Origin of the sequence: Sphingopyxis alaskensis RB2256, from assembly GCF_000013985.1 — a bacterium.
Lineage (GTDB): Bacteria > Pseudomonadota > Alphaproteobacteria > Sphingomonadales > Sphingomonadaceae > Sphingopyxis > Sphingopyxis alaskensis.
This window is the reverse complement of sequence record NC_008048.1, coordinates 351,948-371,125: the sequence shown is the minus strand read 5'-3', so window position 1 is coordinate 371,125 and position 19,178 is coordinate 351,948. Positions and strand designations below refer to the sequence as shown.

The 19,178-nt window shown below is 67.9% G+C and carries 12 protein-coding genes; 9 read left to right on the top strand and 3 right to left on the bottom strand.

The genetic code is table 11. The features are described from left to right. Positions 1 to 211 precede the first annotated feature (211 nt). Positions 212 to 586: a glycine zipper 2TM domain-containing protein gene (locus SALA_RS01790; RefSeq protein WP_011540672.1), complete on the top strand. Its 375-nt coding sequence runs from the start codon at positions 212 to 214 to the stop codon at positions 584 to 586. A gap of 67 nt (positions 587 to 653) precedes the next feature. On the opposite strand, the gene grxD is transcribed toward SALA_RS01790, so the two are convergent. The 3 genes from grxD to SALA_RS01775 are packed head-to-tail and all read right to left on the bottom strand — an operon-like array spanning position 654 to position 1,607. Next, positions 654 to 986, bottom strand: coding sequence for a Grx4 family monothiol glutaredoxin (gene grxD / locus SALA_RS01785; RefSeq protein ID WP_011540671.1), 333 nt, complete (start codon positions 984 to 986; stop codon positions 654 to 656). A 50-nt stretch (positions 987 to 1,036) separates the two neighbouring features. Continuing rightward, a complete protein-coding gene (locus SALA_RS01780; RefSeq protein WP_011540670.1) occupies positions 1,037 to 1,270 on the bottom strand; it encodes a BolA/IbaG family iron-sulfur metabolism protein in 234 nt (77 codons plus the stop codon). Positions 1,271 to 1,280: 10 nt separating this feature from the next. After that, positions 1,281 to 1,607, bottom strand: coding sequence for a DUF1476 domain-containing protein (locus tag SALA_RS01775; RefSeq protein WP_011540669.1), 327 nt, complete (start codon positions 1,605 to 1,607; stop codon positions 1,281 to 1,283). Between the two features lie 221 nt (positions 1,608 to 1,828). Here SALA_RS01775 and SALA_RS01770 point away from each other — a divergent pair, with 221 nt between their 5' ends. The 8 genes from SALA_RS01770 (at position 1,829) to SALA_RS01735 (ending at position 19,120) form a co-directional block, all read left to right on the top strand. Then, positions 1,829 to 4,906: a CHAT domain-containing protein gene (locus SALA_RS01770; RefSeq protein ID WP_011540668.1), complete on the top strand. Its 3,078-nt coding sequence runs from the start codon at positions 1,829 to 1,831 to the stop codon at positions 4,904 to 4,906. A gap of 4 nt (positions 4,907 to 4,910) precedes the next feature. Next, the gene (locus SALA_RS01765) at positions 4,911 to 7,010 is read left to right on the top strand and encodes an adenylate/guanylate cyclase domain-containing protein (protein WP_011540667.1); all 2,100 of its coding nucleotides are present in this window, start codon (positions 4,911 to 4,913) and stop codon (positions 7,008 to 7,010) included. After that, positions 6,997 to 7,761, top strand: coding sequence for a hypothetical protein (locus tag SALA_RS01760; RefSeq protein ID WP_011540666.1), 765 nt, complete (start codon positions 6,997 to 6,999; stop codon positions 7,759 to 7,761). The genes SALA_RS01765 and SALA_RS01760 overlap by 14 nt, the downstream gene beginning before the upstream one ends. A gap of 183 nt (positions 7,762 to 7,944) precedes the next feature. After that, the gene (locus SALA_RS01755; RefSeq protein WP_011540665.1) at positions 7,945 to 9,768 is read left to right on the top strand and encodes a ShlB/FhaC/HecB family hemolysin secretion/activation protein; all 1,824 of its coding nucleotides are present in this window, start codon (positions 7,945 to 7,947) and stop codon (positions 9,766 to 9,768) included. Positions 9,769 to 9,798: 30 nt separating this feature from the next. Then, complete coding sequence (locus SALA_RS01750; RefSeq protein ID WP_041382963.1) at positions 9,799 to 16,044, top strand: beta strand repeat-containing protein; 6,246 nt, start codon at positions 9,799 to 9,801, stop codon at positions 16,042 to 16,044. Positions 16,045 to 16,093: 49 nt separating this feature from the next. After that, a complete protein-coding gene (gene cysS / locus SALA_RS01745) occupies positions 16,094 to 17,665 on the top strand; it encodes a cysteine--tRNA ligase (protein WP_041383544.1) in 1,572 nt (523 codons plus the stop codon). 67 nt (positions 17,666 to 17,732) lie between these two features. Continuing rightward, positions 17,733 to 18,179, top strand: a complete 447-nt coding sequence (locus SALA_RS01740; protein WP_011540662.1) for an endonuclease domain-containing protein — start codon at positions 17,733 to 17,735, stop codon at positions 18,177 to 18,179. Continuing rightward, on the top strand, positions 18,176 to 19,120 hold the full coding sequence (locus tag SALA_RS01735) for a D-2-hydroxyacid dehydrogenase (RefSeq protein WP_011540661.1): 945 nt from the start codon (positions 18,176 to 18,178) through the stop codon (positions 19,118 to 19,120). The genes SALA_RS01740 and SALA_RS01735 overlap by 4 nt, the downstream gene beginning before the upstream one ends. Positions 19,121 to 19,178 lie beyond the last annotated feature (58 nt).

Sequence of the window (19,178 nt, the reverse complement as noted above, 5' to 3'; positions counted from 1 at the left end):
CATCGGTCTGGTCCCTGATGCCCCCTGCCCCCACTCCGGAAATCCCCACTTGCCCCGATGCAGACGGGGGGCGGAGCGGCCATAACGGCCCCGCCCCCCGGATGCTGTTGCTCCCGCCTCGCCGCCACCCCGGCGGAACATAGTCCGTTCATCGGGCGTTCCGGCTGGCAGATTAGGATGTCGGTCGCCGACAGATAAAGGGAGCAACGACGTGAAACGCATTTTCGCCGCCGCACTTCTCGCCGCCGTGGCGCTGCCGACCGGCACCGCCTATGCCGACCCGCCGCCGTGGGCGCCCGCGCATGGCAAGCGCGCCAAGGATCGCGCCATCTATGACAGCCATGGCCGCTATTACGAACCGCGCCGCCTGTCGCGCGGCGACCGCATCTGGCGCGGTCGCGATGGCCGTTATTATTGCCGCCGCGACAATGGCACGACGGGCCTGATCATCGGGGGTGCGGTGGGGGCGCTGGTCGGGCGCGAGCTCGACGGCGGTCGCGACCGCACGGTGGGCACCATCATCGGCGCCGCCGGCGGTGCGCTGCTCGGCCGCGCGATCGACCGCGGCGAACTGCGCTGCCGCTGAGCGCCGCCTGAACCGAAAAGGGCGGGTGCGCCGTCAGCGGCCCGTGGTGCTGAACACGGACGCGAGCCTATTGCGCGCGCGTCGGGATGCCGTCCATCAACTGGTGAAGCTCGCCCGCTTCCCACATTTCCATCATGATGTCGGACCCGCCGACGAATTCGCCCTTCACATAGAGCTGGGGAATCGTCGGCCAGTCGGAGTATTCCTTGATGCCCTGGCGGATTTCCATGTCCTGCAGCACGTCGACCGTTTCATATTCGACGCCGAGCCGGTCGAGCATGGCGATCGCGCGCGACGAAAAGCCGCACTGCGGAAACAGCGGCGTGCCCTTCATGAACAGCAGCACGGGATGGTCGGCGACCAGCTTGGAAATACGGGCTTGGGTAGCGGGATCGCTCATGGTCAGTCTCCGGGGGCGCGGCGCGCCAGAAAATTATGTGTCTCTTCCCTCTATGAAGGAACGGCGGTGGTCAATTGCAAGGCATGAAGTTCGCCGCCCATGCGCCCGCCGAGCGCGGCATAGACCGCCTTGTGCTGCGCGACGCGGCTCATTCCGCGAAAGGATTCGCTGACCACATGCGCCGAATAATGGTCATTGTCGCCGGCAAGGTCGGTGATCGTTACCGCGGCGCCCGGAAACGCCGCCTCGATCATCGCCTTCAATTCGTCCTCGCGCATGCCCATCGCGGCGGCCTCAATTCGCGCTATCGATGAACTGGCGCCGCGCTTCGGCGGCCTTGTCGTTCAGCATGGCGCGAATCTCCGCATCGCTGATATCGACATTCGCGGCGGTCAGGTCGCCCGCCAGCTTGCGGATGACATCCTCGTCCCCCGCTTCCTCGAAATCGGCCTGGACGACCGCCTTGGCATAGGCATCGGTTTCTTCGGGGGTCAGCCCCATGCGTTCGGCCGCCCATTCGCCGAGCAGCCGGTTGCGGCGGGCGATGATGCGAAAGTGGACCTCCTGGTCGCGTGCGAATTTGGTTTCGAATGCCCGTTCACGATCGTCGAATGTGGTCATCTTGTCCTCGCCGTTTGAGCCTTGTCCTTGCAGATAGGTGGCCCGTCTCCCCGGCGCAAGCTGCCTGTGCGGCAGATCACTTCCCTTTCGGATGCGAAGGGGTTAGGGTTTCCGGCAGGGAATGGGTCGCACCACAGCAACGATGTCCGCGCCGCACCGGGTTTGCACCCGAACGGCGCCCCGGGCCAGTGTGTCCGGGGGTCTGTGTTTGGGGGATTGTGATGACCGTTCGAGTTCCGCATTGGATGCCCGCTCTGGCGGCCGTTGTCCTGACGGTGCCGACAGGCGCGCTGGCGCAGGGCGGCGATCCGACGCTGCGCGACAGTTTTTCGATCGGGTCCGAAGGCGGCGCGCTGTGCGAGGTTCAGGCAACGGTGCGCGACCCGGTTGTCGAGGGCATGTTCGAGCGCGCATGGACCGTCGTGTGCCGCGACGCGAGCCAGCCCGTCGGCACGATTCGTGTGCTGCGCGCGGCGACCGACGACGCCCGCGCGCGCATCGAACGGGCGCGGGCAGACCGCGTGACCTGCACGGCGGGCCGCTGCACGCTGCGCGACAGCGACGCCGTCTGGACGACGCGGATCGAAACCAACGGCGCAAATGCCTACACCGCCGAAGGGTTCGAAGCCTATGCCGACGCACTCGCCATCGCGCTCGAATCGGTGCGCCAGCGGCGCGTCGTTCCCGGCGTGATCCGCGTCGCGACAACCTCGGTCGGCGGCAATGACGGTTTTGCCCGCACGCTCGCGGGCGCGATCGACATCGACAAGGCGCTCGCCGAGGGATACCGCCGCAACCACAGCGGCGATTATGCCGAGGCGGCCGAGTTTTTCGACGCGCTGTCGCGCCGCGCGCTGGAGGAGCAGGCGGCGGTCGGCGTCGACGCGACCGAATTCACGCTCAATCGCGCGCTGCAACGTTCGAACCTCGGCGAATTTGCCGAGGCCGAACGCCTGTTTGCCGAAGTGGAAGCGATCCCGACCAGCGATCCGGTCCAGCTGCGCCTGCGTCGCAATTTCCGGGCAATCCACGCGCTCAATCAGCGCGATCTGGACGGCGCCGCGGCGCGACTGCAAGCAGCGATCCCGCCGCTCGCAACGGGCGTGATCGTCGCCGACGGCGCGGTGACGCTGGCGCCGGCGATCGTCGCCGGGGTGAACAGCGGCGGCGATGCCCGGTTGGTGCAGGCGGGCGAACGCGAACGATTGTCGCCGATCGAGCGGGCACAGATCATCGACGCGCAGGCGGTCCACCTGCTCGGCACCGTCGAACGCTTGCGCGGCGATGCCGCGGCGGCCAAGGCGGCGCAGATCAAGGGCCTGGCCGATGCCCTCGCGGTGCGCGAAGGGCGCGTCACCTCGATCATCCGCCTGCGTTCGCAGATGCTGGGCGAACTGGCGCTCGCGGAGGAAGCGCTCGGCGATATCGGCGCTGCCGACGCGCGCTTTGGCGAGGCGGTCGCGCTGCTCGCGGTCGAATATCCCGAAACCACCGCCCTCGCCTCGGCGCGCGCGCGATATGCCGCCTTCCTGACCCGGCAGGGGCAGGACGACAAGGCGCTGGGCATCTATCGCGAGGTTGTCGGCGCACTCGCCGAATCGCAACGTTCGACCGTGGGCATGGCCAATATGATGGCGCCCTATTACCGGCTGCTCGCGGCGCGCGCCGACAGCGACCCCGCCGCGTTGCAGGATTTCTTCGTCGCCAGCCAGCTCCAGATACGCCCCGGCGTCGCCGATACGCAGGCCGTACTCGCGCGCGAACTGTCGAGCGGCAGCGATGAGGGCGCGCGCCTGTTCCGGCAGGCGACGACGCTGAACCGCGACATCGAACGCGCGCGGATCGAGGATGCGCGGCTCGCGCAGCTCCCGCAATCGGCCGAAATTGCCGCGCTGCGCGCAGACATCCGCACCCAACTCGACAATCTGGCGTTTCAGCAGGCGGAAACGATCGTCCGCCTATCGGCCTTTCCGCAATATCGCGTCGTCGCGCCGGGCAAGCTGGACCTCGGCGAGCTGCAAGCGGTATTGCGCGACGATGAAGCCTATCTGAAGATGCTGGTGGTCGGCGACAGCGTCTATGCGATGCTCGTCGAATCCGGCGGCGCGATGCTCTGGAAATCGGACATCGGCGCTGCCGACCTCGAACGCGCGGTCGATGCGATCCGATCGACGATCTCGATCGTCGAAAACGGCCGCCGCGTCACCTATCCCTTTGATGCGGCGACGGCGCGCCGTCTCTACGGCCAGCTTTTCGGCCCCGTCGCCGCGCGGCTACCGATGGTGCCGCATCTGATTTTCGAGCCCGACGGCGCGATGCTGCGCCTGCCGGTCAACCTGCTCATCACGTCCGATACGGGCCTTGCCGCTTTTGAACAGCGCGTGCTGGATCCCGAGGCCGACCCGTTCGACATGCGCGACATTGCGTGGCTCGGCCGCACGAGCCGCCCCAGCACCGCCGTTTCCGCCCTGGCCTTTCGCAACGCGCGGCAGGCCGCGCCGTCGAAGGCTGCGAACCAGTATTTCGGGCTTGGCGAGAATCTGCCGCTTGGCGACCGGCTGCCTTCGCTCGGCACGCGCGGCGCGGCGGGCGGCATGGACGGCGACTGCCTGTGGGACGCCTCGCAATGGGCGCGGCCGATCTCCGCCGATGAACTGGTCACCGCGCGCAACGCAATGGGCGCAGACGCGGGCGCCTTGCTCACCGGCGGCGCCTTCACCGATACGGCGGTCAAGACCCGCGACGACCTTGCCGACTATCGCATCATCCATTTCGCAACGCACGGCCTTGTCACCGCCCCGCGCCCCGCCTGCCCCGCGCGCCCGGCGCTTGTCACCTCCTTTGGCGGGCAGGAATCGGACGGACTGCTGACCTTTCAGGAAATCTTCGACCTCAGGATCGACGCCGACCTTGTCATCCTTTCGGCGTGCGACACCGCGGGCGCGGCGAGCGTCGCGGCGACGCGCGAGGCGGGGCTCTCGGGCGGCGGCAATGCGCTCGACGGGCTGGTGCGCAGCTTCATTGGCGCCGGCGGCCGCTCGGTGATTGCGAGCCACTGGCCGGCCCCCGATGATTTCGACGCGACGACGCGGCTGATCAGTGGACTGTTCACCGCCGACGACGGCGCGAGCGTGGCCGATGCGCTGTGGGCGACCCAGCGGCGGCTGATGGACGATCAGCAGACGTCCCATCCCTATTATTGGGCGGGCTTCGCGATCATCGGCGACGGTGCGCAGCCGCTGCTTCGCGGCGCGCAAACGGCGCGGCACGGACAGGCGGCCGGCCGCGCCGCGCGCTGATCCGATGAACGCGCCCGAAACCCCGGTTCGCGCGGCGGAAGCGGTCACGCCCGATGACGCGGACGGCCGCCCGCCCACCGTCCCGCTCGCCAAGCGTGTCCGCCGGCTCGTCACGCAGCTTGGCCCGTCGCGCATGGTGGCGACGATCCTCTTCCTGGTCCTGGCGGTGCTGATCGCGCGCTTCAGCTGGCAGATGCCGCTGATCAACGCCGCCGAACGCGCTCTTTACGATGCGCGCGCGACGCTGATGGCGCCGAAGGTTCAGCAGGACCCGCGCATCCTGCTCGTCACCTATAATGACGAGACGCTGTTCAACACCGGCATCCGATCGCCGCTCGACCGCTCGCTGCTGACCGCCGCGCTCGCCAATATCGACCAGATGGGGGCCAAAGCGATCGGCATCGACATCGCCTTCGATTCGCCGCGCCCCGACGACGCGGCGCTGAAGGCGCAATTGCGCGCGATGCAGACGCCGACCTGGCTCGCCTATGCCGAACAGGCGAGCAACCCGAACACCATCTTCTACGAACAACAGAAGTTCCTCGAATCCTTCATCGCCGACGTCGCGACCGCCCGGACCCGGCCGACAAGCGTGCTGTTCCATACCGACGACGACAGCGTGATCCGCCGCTGGCCCGACCGACCGGCGGGCCTGCCGCCGCTGATGGCCAATGCGCTCGCGCCGGTCGATCCGGCTCATGCCGGTTATCGGGGCGCGATCCGCTTCCTCGTTCCCGCGCGCGCCGGCGGCGGTCAGGTCGAGCCGGTGTTCGCCAACATTCCCATCGACAGCTTTGCGCTGCCGATGGACGCCGCCATGCGCGCCGGTTTTTCGGAGCTGGTGAAGGATCGCTATGTGCTCATCGGCGGCGACATCATCGACAATGACCAGTTCAACACGCCGCTCAGTCGCTTTCCCGACGCGATCACCGGCCAGCATGAAACGATGATCGGTCTGGAGGTTCACGCCCATATGCTCGCTCAGCAGCTCGATGGCGCGTGGGCGCGGCCGCTCGCCGGGCCGACGCTGTGGGTGCTTGCGCTGCTCGTCGTGCTTGCGGGCGGACTCACCAGCCTCATCGACATGCGCGCGCGCTGGGTCGCGCTCGCCTTCCTTGGCCAGATGGCCTTTTTCGTCGCCTTTCCCTTCTGGCTCCAGGGACGCGGGATCGACACGACGACGCTGCCGACCTTCGGCTGGGCGGTCGGCTGGCTGTTCGGCTATGCCGCGGTCGGCACCGCCGCGCGCACCATCGGATCACGCCAGCGCGCCTTTGCGCAATCGGCGCTCGGCAAATATCTTCCCGCCGATGTCGCCGAACAGATCATGCGCGACCCCGACCAGCTTTCGCTCCACGGCGAACGGCGCAACATCTTCTGCGTCTTCACCGACCTCGAAGGCTTCACCAAATTGAGCCATGCGGTGACGCCGGAAACCGTCGCGCGGCTGCTCAACGAATATCTCGACCGTTTGTCGGACATCGTGCTGGCGCATGGCGGCACGATCGACAAGTTCGTCGGCGACGCGGTGGTCGCCTTCTGGGGCGCGCCGATCAGCCGCCCCGACGATGGCGAAAAGGCGGCGACGGCAGCGCTTGCCATGTATCAGGCGGGGGAGCGGTTCCGCGTCGACCTCGCCGCCGGGGATATCCCCCCGATCGGCATGACGCGCGTCGGGCTGCACGTCGGCGACGCGATCGTCGGCAATTTCGGCGGCGAAGGGCGCATCCAGTATACCGCGCTCGGCGACAGCATGAACACCGCGTCGCGGCTCGAGGCGGCGAACAAGAGCCTCAAGACCGGCGTGCTCATCTCGGCCGAGGCGGCGGCGCGGTCGGGCCGCGACGATCTGGTGCCGATGGGCCGCGTCACGTTGCGCGGCCGCGCGCAGCCCGTCGACGTTTTCACCCCGCGTCCCGATCTGGCACCGGATCAGCGCGGCCGCATCGCCGCGCTTGTCGCCGCGCACGGCGCCGGGGATAATGACGCCTGTGTGACGCTGGCCACAGAATTGGCGCAAGAATTGAGACAGGATGCCGCCATCCAGTTCCTGATCGAACGCCTGAACCAGACGAAAAGAGGAGAAAGCTATGTCCTTTCCTGACTTGCCGATGCGCCGCATCGGTCTCGCGGCCGCCGCTGCCATCGCCGCCTTCGCCATGATCGGCACTGCCGCCGCACAATCGATGGTCGTCCGCTCGACCGGCCCGTCGGCCAGCAAATATCCGACCGGCGCCAAGCTCAAGGCGTCCGACCGGGTGACGCTCGTCGCGGGGGATCGCGTCGTGCTGATGCAATCGGGCAAGACGCGCACGCTGTCGGGGCCCGGCACCTTCAGCGCCACGGGCAATGTGCAGGCCAGCCAGTCGCTCGGCAGCAATGTCTCGCGGATGCTCGCCAAGGGACCGACGGTCCGCTCGCGCGGCGGATTTTCGCGTGGCCCGAACGATCCCATTCCCGCCGAAACGCGCGCGCCGAACCTGTGGCTGCTCGACTATCGGCAGGGCGGCACCTTCTGCGTCGCCGATCCCGCGACGCTGCTGCTGTGGCGCCCCAATATGGAAGGCGACACCGCGCTCGAGATCGAAAGCGGCGGCAAGAAGGCGACGGTCGCGATCGTCGACGGCGCCAATTTCCGCAAATGGCCGACCGATGTGCTGCCGGTGCAATATGGCGTCGATTACCGCCTGTCGGGTGCCGGTCTGCCACGACCGGTGACGGTGCGCTTTGCCGCGATGGAAACGGTGCCCGACACCGCCGAAGCGTCGGTCGAAATGCTGATGGCAAAGGGCTGCGCGCCGCAGCTCGACCGGCTGGTCGATACGATGGCGGAGGCCGAAGGCGGTCAGGGCTGATGATGACGGTGGACGGGGCGGCCATTGTCGCCGCGCCATCCATCTGATAATCAGACCGGGAAAGGCCGCCGGTGGCTTGGCGGACCATTCCCTGGGTCGAAAATCGGGCCGCCGGACAGCGGCGGTTCGGGTCGAAATGGTGCAGCGCGGTCGTCGCGCTGCGTCCGAACGCAAGGGGTGGTGATGGCCGTGTCGGGGGATGAGGGACAGGATCCGATTTTCGGGCTGCGACGCGGGGCGTTCCGCGCCGCGCTGACCGCGTCGACGGGGCTGATCGCGGCCGCGCTGCCCGCCGCGGCGCTTGGGCAGGCCACGCCGCAGATCCCCACGCGCGAGGAAATCCAGCGCCCGCCGCTCGCGCCCGCGGCACCGCCCGGCGAGCGGATCGTGGCGGTCGACGAGGAGATCGAGCGCGCGCCCTGTCCGCTGGCCGACCCGCAATTTGCCCATATCCGCTTCACCCTTCGCGCGGTCGAGTTTTCGCGTGTCGAGGGCATCGACCCGGCGATGCTGTCGCCAAGCTGGTCGGGCCGCACCGGGCAGGAGCTGCCGATCGCCGCGGTGTGCGACATCCGCGACCGCGCCGCGACCATGCTGCGCGCCAAAGGCTATCTGGCCGCCGTGCGCGTCCCTGCGCAGACGATCGACGACGGGGTCGTGCGGCTCGACATATTGGCGGCGCGGATGGCGCGCGTCGAAGTGCGCGGCGATGCCGGCGCCAACGAGGCGCTGCTTCAGCGCTACCTGTCGCGACTCGACGACGCGCCGGTGTTCAACATCGCCGATGCCGAGCGCTACCTGCTGCTCGCGCGCGACATTCCGGGGATGGATGCGCGGCTGACGCTGCGCCCCGGCGGCACGCCGGGCGAAGTCATCGGCGAAGTGACGGTGGTGCGCACCCCCGTCACCTTCGACTTCAACGCCCAGAATCTCGGTTCGCGCGATGTCGGCCGCTGGGGCGCCAATGCGCGCGCGCGCTTCGCCGGGCTGACCGGCATGGCCGATCTCACGACGCTGAGTTTCTATTCGACCCCAGATTTCGACGAGCAGACGGTCGTGCAGGTCGGCCACGAGCTGCGCGTCGGCGGCGAGGGATTGCGGCTCGGCGCCAGCTATATCTATGCCTGGACGCGCCCCGACGTCACCGGACTGCCGATCAAGTCCGATACGCAGATCCTTAGCCTGTTCGCCTCCTATCCGCTCGTGCTGACACAGGCACGGCGGCTGACGATCGGCGGCGGGCTCGACATTATCGACCAGGACATCGGCCTGTCGGGCATATCGCTCAACGAGGACCGGCTGCGCGTTTTGGGCCTGCGCGCCGATGCGAGCTGGGTCGACCCCGGTTCGATCGCCGGGCGCGGCGGCTATAGCGCGGGCGAGCCGCGCTGGTCGCTCGCCACCTCGCTCGAAGCGCGGCAGGGTGTGGATTTCCTGGGCGCGAGCGACGATTGCGGGCCCGGCGGCACCGCCTGTTTCCTGCCCGGCGCGGTACCGCTGACGCGCATCGAGGGGCAGCCCGACGCCTTCCTCATCCGCGCGCAGGCGCTCGCCGAATGGCGCCCCGTCAAGCTGTTCACCCTGTCGGCGGCCCCGCGCGCCCAATGGGCAGCCGATCCCCTGCTCGCCTATGAAGAGTTTTCGGGGGGCAATTTTACCGTCGGGCGCGGGTTCGACCCCGGCACGGTGATCGGCGACAGCGGCGTCGCCGTGGCGCTGGAGGCGCGTTATGGCTCGTTCGTCCCCGCCAATACCAAGGCTTTCGCGATCCAGCCCTTCGCTTTCTTCGACGCGGCCTGGGTGTGGAACGAAGATGCGGCGTTCGACGGGCTCGATCCGCAAAAGCTTTATTCGGCGGGCGGCGGCGTGCGTGTCGCCTATGGCGATGTCGCGCGGCTCGACGTGACGCTCGCGGTGCCGCTCAATCGGGGCGGTTTCCTGACCGAACGGCCCGACCCGCGGTTGCTCGTGTCGCTTACCACCCAGTTCGGCGTCAGGGCGCGCTGACCCATGATTCTTGCATCGAGGACGACCGCCATGCGTGCCATCGCCACCCCCTCGCCCCGCCATCGCGGCAAGCCGCGCCTGCTGGCCAGTTGCGCGATTGCCGCAGGTCTGGCCGCGCTCGCACAGGGCGGCCCGGTCGCGGCTCAGGTCGCCGGAACCGGCAGCTTTGTGTCGGGCACCGGCGCCATCGGCAACAATGGCGCCACCAACACGACAAGCGTTACGGTGACGACGAGCGAGAGCGTCATCAACTGGGTGCCTACCGACAATGCGCCGACCGGCGGTGCGATCGATATCCTTCCGGCCGGCGAGATATGGAACTTCATCGGCACGGGCGACTATACGGTGCTCAACCGCTTCGTCGACGCATCGGGTGGCGCGCTCGGCCGCCAGATCGCGCTCAACGGCACGGTCAATTCCTATATCGGCTCGACCACCGGCCCGCGCGGCGGCAATATCTGGTTCTATAACGCCGGCGGCGTGTTGATCGGCGCCAGCGGCGTCATCAATGTCGGCAGCCTGTTGCTGACCGCCAACGACGTCGACACGAGCGGCGGGCTGTTCGGTCCCGGCGGCACGATCCGCCTGGGCGGCGCGTCGGGAAGCACGTCCGCGATCACCGTCAATGGCGCGATCAACGCCAATAACGCGGGCAATCCGGGCAGTTCCTATGTCGCGCTTGTCGCGCCGCGCATCGTGCAGGCGGGCACTGTGCGCGTCGATGGTTCGGCCGCCTATATCGCCGCAGAGGCGGCGAATATCCGCATCAACGGCGGCCTTTTCGACATCGACGTCACCGTCGGTGCAGAGGGCGGCACGGTCATCGACCACTCGGGCACGACGACCGGCCCCGCGCACCAGCAGGGCGACACCGACCAGAGCCGCATCTATATGGTGGCGATCCCCAAGAACGACGCGGTGACGCTGCTGGTCGGCGGCGCGATCGGCTATGACGACGCCGTCTCGGCGCAGGTCGATCCCGATGGCGCCGTGCGGCTGTCGGCGGGATATAATATCGTCGGGGGCGAGCTGGACACCGCGCCGGTCAGCGCCGTCGCCGCGACCATCGTCGCCGCCGACACGCTCTTCCGCAGCGACACGGTGGCGCGCGCCAGCGGCACCTTCGCGGCCGCCCCGACGCAGACGCTGCCCGGATCGCCGCCGGCGCTGTCGGCCGATGGCCAGTTCCTTGTCGAGGGCAATGGCAGCTTCACCGGCGATGCCGGCGCATCGCTGATCATCGGCGCGGGCCAGCAGGGCGGCGCAACCGGCAACTTCACCCTCCAGTCGGGCGGCACGGCTGGCGCCGTCGGCAATGCCGCGCTGACCGTGACGGGCGGGACATTCGCGGCAAGCGACCTTGCGATCCTGGCGTCGGGCACGCCCGAAGCAGTGACGGGCGACGCACAGGGCGGCAATGCCAGCCTGACGATCGCCGGGGGCAGCGTGACGACGTCGGTGCTCACGATCGACGCCAGCGGCGTTGGGGAGATCGGCGATGGCGGCACGGCCGGGGCCGGACGGGGCGGCAACGCCACTTTCTCGCAGACCGGCGGCACGGCCTCGATCGGCGACATCCGGGTCAGCGCCGACGGTGGCGCGGTGGAGAGTCAATCGGGACTTGGCGTGGGCGGAAACGCGACCATCGACTTCAGCGGCGGATCGATCACCGTCGCGGACGTCTTCGCGACCGCCGACGGCTTTGGCGGCGAAGGCCTGCCGGGCAATGACGATGATCCCCTGAACATCATCCCCGGCGGCGACGGCCAGCAGGGACGCGGCGGCACCGCGACGATCAACATTTCGGGCACTGCGGTCGTCGATGCCAGCGTCATCCAGGCGAGCGCGGTCGGTACCGGCGGGCGCGGCGGCGAATTTTTCAACTTTTCAAGCTTCAGCGGCGTGCCCGGCACACCGGGCGACGGCGCCGAGGGGATCGGCGGCACGGCCGCGATCAACGTTACCGGCGGCACCACGACCGCGAGCAGCATGATCGCCGATGCCTCCGGGATCGGCGGCGACGGCGGCGGCAGCTTCTTTTCGAGCAGCAGCGGCGGCGCGACGGGTATCGGGGTCGGCGGCACGGGCGGCGCCGGGCGCGGCGGCAGTGCGACGATCGCGCTCGAAACGGCGATCCCCGCGGTCGCTTCGGCCAGCAGCGTCGCGACAGGAACGGGCGGCGACGGCGGCATCCACAACGTCGGCGGCGCTGGCGGGGATGGCTTCGGCGGCGTGGCGCAAGCAATCGTCACCGGGTTCGATGCAGGCGCGCTGCTGATCGCCATCGCATCGACCGGCACGGGCGGCGACGGCGGCAACGGGCGCGATGGCGACGGCGGCGACGGCGGCAACGGCAGCGGCGGCACCTCGCGGATGCAGGCGGTGGGCGCCGGTGCGGGTCTCACCATCGTCGAAACCAACTTCGTCACCGGCGGGGTCGGCGGCAACGGCGGATCGGCCGGGCTCGGCTTCGGCTCCTTCCCCACTGCCGCCCCGGACGGCGGCGACGGCGGTGACGGCCGCGGCGGCACGATAGAGATCGCCGCCACGGACGGCGCGGCGGTGACGCTCGGCACCGGCACCGGCGGCGGCGTCGCGCTCGCCAGCAGCGGCGCCGGCGGCGCCGGCGGCGCGGGAGCAAACAGCGTCTTCGGGGCCGGAAACCAGGCGGGCGATGGCGGCGACGGGGGCAATGGCGGCGGCGGGACCGTCCGACTGGTCGCGGTCGGTGGCACGATCGATTCGGGGGGTGAGGCCGTCGATCTTGCCGCAAATGGCGTCGAGGGCGAAGGCGGCAGCGGCGGACTCGGCCAGGGCGGCGGCACCGATGGCGGCCTTGGCCTCATGGGCCTGTCGGCGGGCGGACGCGTCGAGATCGAAGCGCGCAGCGGTGTCGCGGGACCCGGCCAGATCGACCTCGGGCAGACGGGCATCGATGCCAGCGGCGACATCGCAGGCCGTATCGAATTGCGCACCAGCGGCGGCGACATCAATTTCGCGGGCCTCGCCGCGCAGGCGTTCGGCCTCGCCGCGCCGACGAACAACGACATCGACACTGCGGCCGCGGGCATTTTCGTCGCTCCAGCGGGCGGCGCGATCGCCAGCCAGGGCGACGTCACGCTCATCACCGACGGATCGATCGGCGTCTATGGCCAGTCGAATGGGAGTTTCGACGTCGACGGATCGCTGACGATCGACGCGGGCGACCAGATCGACCTGCGCCACGACAATCGCGAAGGCACGGCACCGACGCTGAACGCGAGCGGCGACATGACGATGACGGCGGCGACCAGCGTCAGCGGCGCGACGGGCAGCCTCGCCGCCGCCGATGGCTCGCTGTCGCTGACGGTCAGCGATCCCGCGGGCACGATCATGGTCGACGGGCTGGCGGGCGGAAGCATCAGCCTCTTCAGTCCCGGCGCAGCCAGGGTCGAACATGCCGAAGCGATTGGCGATTTCAGCGCCAGCGCAGGCAGCTTCGCCACCGGGCTCAACTCGATCATCACCGGCGGCAATATCAGCATCGCCTCGCCGGGCGCGGTCGACCTCGGCAATTCGAGCGCCGGCGGATTCGTGCAGGTGTCGGGCCAGTCGATCGCGTTCAACAGCATCGATGCCGGGCTGACGGTCAGCCTGTCGGCGGTGGACGGCATCGACGGCGGCGCGATCGCCGCGACCGGCGACATCAGCCTGTTCGCCGACAACGTTGCGCTGACCGGCCCGGTCACCGGCGACGCATCCTTTGTCGCCTTCGGCCTTGGCGGCGCGGTGTCGGTGGATACGGCCGATGTCGCGGGCACGATCTCGATTTTCGCCGCCGACGATTTGACGGGCAATTTCGTCGCGGGCGGCAACATCTTCCTCAATTCCGATGCCAGTATCTTTGCTTCGGCGATCGCCAGCGGCGGCTATGTCGATGGCAACGGCCTGCTCGCAGAGGGCAATCTGTTCGCCATTGCGGCCGCCGACGTCTCGCTGACGACCAGTGCCGCCGCGCGCATGTTCGGCGTCAGCGCGGGCGGCGCCGCGTCGGTCGACGGCGGCACCGCGGGCGAAGATATGCTGCTGCTCGCGGGAACCATCGCCAGTCTCGCCAATATCGCCGCGGGCGACGATGTCAGGGTGCAGGCCGCGGGCAATGTCTTCGCCAACGGTGTCGCCGCGACCGGCGCGGGCGCCGATACACATATCCTCGACTTTTCTTCGGCATCGGGCAGTCCCGGTTTCGCGATCACCCCACAGGCCGCGGACGGCGCCGACATCGTCATGCAGTCCGCCGCGGGCGCAATCGACGCTGCCGCGCTGACGGCAGGCGACGACATTCTGCTCACCGCCGCCAACGAGATCGCGGTGGGCGGCGCGTCCACGCTGGGCCTCGGCGTTACCGGCGGCGACAGCAGCCTCCGCACCCAGGGCGGCGCGACGACGCTCGCCGACGTCGCATCGTTCGACGACGTTGTCGTCGACTCCGCCGGCCCCGCCACCCTGACCGCCTCCGTAAACGCTGGGCGCGATATCGCGATCACGGCCGACAACGTCACGATCGCCGCGCTCACCGATCCAGGTGGCAATCCGGCTCCGACGCTCACCGCCGACGGCAACCTCGTCATCGCTTCGACTGCGGGCATCGCGGGCGGCGGCGTTCGCGCGCTCGGCAACGCATCATTGAACGCGGCCGGCGCAATCGACCTGACCGTGGTGGAGGGGCAGAATGTCGCGCTGACGGGCGCCGCAGGAATCGACGCCGACCAGGTCTATGCGCTTGGCGCGACGAGCCTTGCCAGCAGCAATGGTGCGATCCGTATCGGCGCGCTTTTTGCCTCGGGACCGATCGACGCCAGCGCCGACGCGATCCGCATTGAAGGCGGCGACGCGATGGACTTTGCGACGCTTGTCACCGACGTCGGCGACGCCTTTGTCCGCTCGAGTGGCGATCTGTCGCTCGGCAACGGCTCCGTCGCCGGCACCGCCGATCTCGACGCGCAGGGTACGGCGATGACGATCGACGCGCTCACCGCCGCCGACGCGATCCTCGCGAACAACGGCGGCGTCCTCAATCTCGGCACCGTAACCGTCGCGGGTGATCTCAGCGCCACCGCGCGGTCGTCAATCGGCGTGGCGGGCATCGTCACAGGGCAGTCGATTTCGTTCGCTTCGGCGGACATTGCGATCGACGCCGCGGCGCGCATCGGCACCGCGGGCGTCACTACGGCTCTCTCGCTCGCGAACAACAACAACGCCAACCAGACTTTCATCGGCGGCGCGCCAGGGGGCAGTGTGTCGGGCTATCGTATCGATGCCGACGAACTCACCCGCCTGTTCGGCGCGCAGATCGAGGTCTTCGCACCCGAAGTGGCTTCCGTGGGGGGCAGCTCGGTCGGGTCGGCAGCGCCGCCCGACGTCATCATCGACAGTTTCACGCTGGCAGGTGGCGCCCCCGGATCGAACCTCGGCGCCAATGGTGCGCTGACGATCCGCACGCCGGGCAAGATGCGCGTGATCGGCAATGTCGAACTCTCCGGGCTGACCGATGCCAATGCGCTCAATCTCGTCGCGGACGACGCGCTCGAGGTCATTCTTGGCCAGGGCAGGGTGCGCCTCGTCAACGGCACGGCACCGGCGGGTCAGCTCAACATGGTGTCCGACGACATCATCGTTGCAACAGCGGCGGCGATTGCCGACGTCGCCTCGGCGATGACGACCGACGCGATCAGCGAGCGGCTCAGCCGGAATGACGGCATCGTCCTCGACGAAGGCGCACTCTTCGCGCGCGGTATCCGCGCCGCGGTCGTCGGCGGCTTCTTCGTCCAGAACAGCGGCGCCGGAACGGCGCTCGCGGAGCGCCGCGGGTTCACCTTCGGTGCGGGGGGGCTCGACGTCCTGACTGAAGGCGCGTCGCGGATCGTCGTCAACGGCACGCATCTGGGTGCGGGCGGACGGGTCACCGGGCTCCAGGCCCTTCAGCTGGTGACGGTCAACGGGGTCGCGCCCGTTGTCGGCAGTTATGACCCGCGATCGACGGTCAACGGCTGCCTCCTTTCCAGCCCGGCCGTTTGCATCGCATTCGATCGCGACGGCGATGGCGGATTTCCGGTTCAGGATGTGATCGAGGAAGAGATCGAGGGCGACGGGGAAGACGGACAGGGCGGCGGCTATACCCTGCGGCAGCCGCTGATCACGATGCGGGACATCGATCCGCTGAGCGGCGAGCCGCTCGTCGACGATCCGGTGACCGGCGCGGGCAACGACGATCTGTGGACCCCGCCCGCGGAGTAAGCCGTCTTTCGGTTGACGTATCGCATCGGTGCGGGGCATGGGCGGCGGCATGACCGACACGCCCGCCTCCCCGCCGCTGAGGCTGTTCAACAGCCTGACGCGCCGCCTCGAAACCTTCGAGCCCGTCCACCCCGGCGAAGCGCGCGTCTACAGCTGCGGGCCGACCGTCTACAACTATCCGCATATCGGCAATATGCGCGCCTATGTCTTTGCCGACACGCTGGGCCGCACCCTGTCGTTCAAGGGATACAAGCTCACCCATGTCATCAACATCACCGATGTCGGTCATCTCACCGACGACGCCGATGCGGGGGAGGACAAGCTGGAAAAGGCCGCGGCCGAAAAGGCGCAGTCGATCTGGGACATCGCGCGCCATTATACCGAGGCCTATTGGGCCGACGTGAAGGCGCTGAACATCCGAGGCCCGATGAAGGCGGGCAAGCCCGAGGCCGCGCACTGGTCGATCGCCACCGATTATGTGCCGCAGATGATCGAGTTCGCCAAAGCGATCGCCGACAAGCATTGCTATGAACTCGACAGTGGCCTCTATTTCGACACCTCGACCGTCGCCGATTACGGACGCCTTGCGCGCCATGCGACCGACGAGGGCGAGAGCCGGATCGACCCTGTCGACGGCAAGCGCCATCCCGCCGACTTCGCCATCTGGCGCAAGACCCCGCCGGGCGAGACGCGCCAGATGGAGTGGGACAGCCCATGGGGCAAAGGTGCGCCCGGCTGGCACCTCGAATGCTCGGTGATGTCGGAGGCTTTGCTCGGCTTCCCCTTCGACATCCACACCGGCGGCATCGACCACCGCGAGATTCATCATCCGAACGAAATCGCACAGAACCAGGCGCGCAGCTGCTCGACCGACAGCGGCGCGCGCATCTGGATGCACAATAATTTCCTCGTCGAACGCTCTGGCAAGATGAGCAAGAGCGCGGGCGAGTTCCTGCGCCTGCAACTCCTGATCGACAAGGGCTACCACCCCCTCGCCTATCGCCTGATGTGCCTCCAGGCGCATTATCGCAGCGAGCTGGAGTTTTCGTGGGAGGGGCTGGGCGCGGCGCTGACGCGGTTGAAGCGGCTGGTGATGGCGGTCCAGCGCACTAAGGAGGCTGCCACGCTCTCCGAATGGAAACCGTTCAAAAAATACTTGCGCAGTCCGGGCATGGTTGATGACTACATCGACTCCATCAATGAGACGGATGAATGGTTCGATTTTACCGGGATACTGGGCGAATTTGACGATGCGATCAGCAATGATCTAAATACAGCATCGGCCTTCCCGACGTCGGAAAAACTGGCTTTGACTAAGTTGGTCGAAGAAGCGGTCACTGACCCGTTTATTCAACTGGACAATCGCCTTCGCCTCATTGCTACGATGGACCAAATATTCGGTCTGCGACTTCTTGAATTGGATCGAATCGACCTGCGCATCCGCCCCAAAACTGCCACCATCACCGAATCCGAAATCGAAGCCATCCTCACCCGCCGCAAGGAAGCCCGCGCCGCCAAGGACTTCGCGACCTCCGACAAACTCCGCGACGAACTCATCGCCGCCGGGGTCGAGGTGATGGACGGCGACCCGCTCGGCTGGGACTGGCGGCTGGAGGCATAGAATATCCTCCCCATCGACTTGCGATGGGGAGGTGGCAGCCCGCAGGGCTGACGGAGGGGCAACGACGGTGCGTCCAGACAAACCCGCTTCGACGATCCGCCGCGCAAAACGGCTCCGCCGCGACCTCACCCTGCCCGGAACCCTGCTCTGGCAAATCCTGCGTACCGCGCCCGGCGGCCACAGGTTCCGCAAGCAACATCCCGCCGGCCCCTATATCCTCGACTTCTTCTGCGCCCGCGCCGATCTGGCTATCGAGATCGACGGCATCGCGCACGATATGGGCGGCAATCCCGCGCACGACGAACGCCGCGACATCTGGCTGCGTGCCAATCGCATCGACACGATCCGCATTCCGGTGCGCGCGGTACTGGACAGCGCCGAAAGGGTCGCCCAATCTATTCTCGACATGGTCGAAGACCGCTTGAACAGCTTCGGCAAGGCCCCTCCGTCATCGCTTCGCGATGCCACCTCCCCATCGCAAGTCGATGGGGAGGATCAGAAAGATCGAATATGACCAAAACCGTCACCGTCCTGTCGGGCCTCATCCGCCCCCTCGTCGAAAGCCGCCTCCCCGAATGGGTCGAGCCGCGCTTTTTTCAGTCAAAGGACGAGGCCCTCGAACTCGCGCCGCACGCCGAAATCGGCTGGTTCGACATGTATGACAAGAAGGACATGGCCGCGGTCATCACCGCGGCGACCAAGCTCAAATGGCTGAACTCGATCTACGCCGGCGTCGACGGCATGCCGCTCGATCTGCTCGCGACACGCGGCACCATCGTCACCAACGGCGCGGGGATCAACGCGATCACCATCGCCGAATATGTCGTGATGGGGATGCTCACCGTCGCCAAGGGTTACCGTGAGGTCGTGCGCGCGCAGGAGCGGCGCGAGTGGCTGACGGACTCGCCGGGCAAGGTTGAACTGTTCGGATCGAAGGCGCTGCTCCTCGGCTATGGCGCGATCGGCAAGCTGATCGAGGAGCGGCTGAAGGGTTTTGCGGTCGAGGTCACCGTCGTCCGCCGCACGCCGGGCGAACATACGCTGACCCCCGACCAGTGGCGCGCGCGGCTTGGCGATTTCGACTGGGTGATCCTGGCGGTCCCGGCGACCCCCGAAACCGATGGCATGATCGGCGCCGCCGAACTCGCCACGATGAAGCCGAGCGCGACGCTCATCAACATCGCGCGCGGCAGCGTCGTCGATCAGGACGCGCTCGTCGCCGCGCTCGATGCGCAGCAGATCGCCGCGGCCTTCCTCGACGTCACGACGCCCGAACCGCTTCCCGCCGACAATCCGCTGTGGAGCCTCGACAATGCGCATATCACCATGCATCTGTCGGGCCGCGCGCAGGACAAGATGTTCGTGCGCTCGGCAGAGCGGTTTCTGGAGAATCTGGCGCGGTGGCACCGGGGCGAGGCGGTCGAGCCACGGGTGAACCTCACTTTAGGCTACTGACATCTGATTTCGTCATCCCGGCGAAGGCCGGGATGACGATTCAAAGGGTGTTGCAATA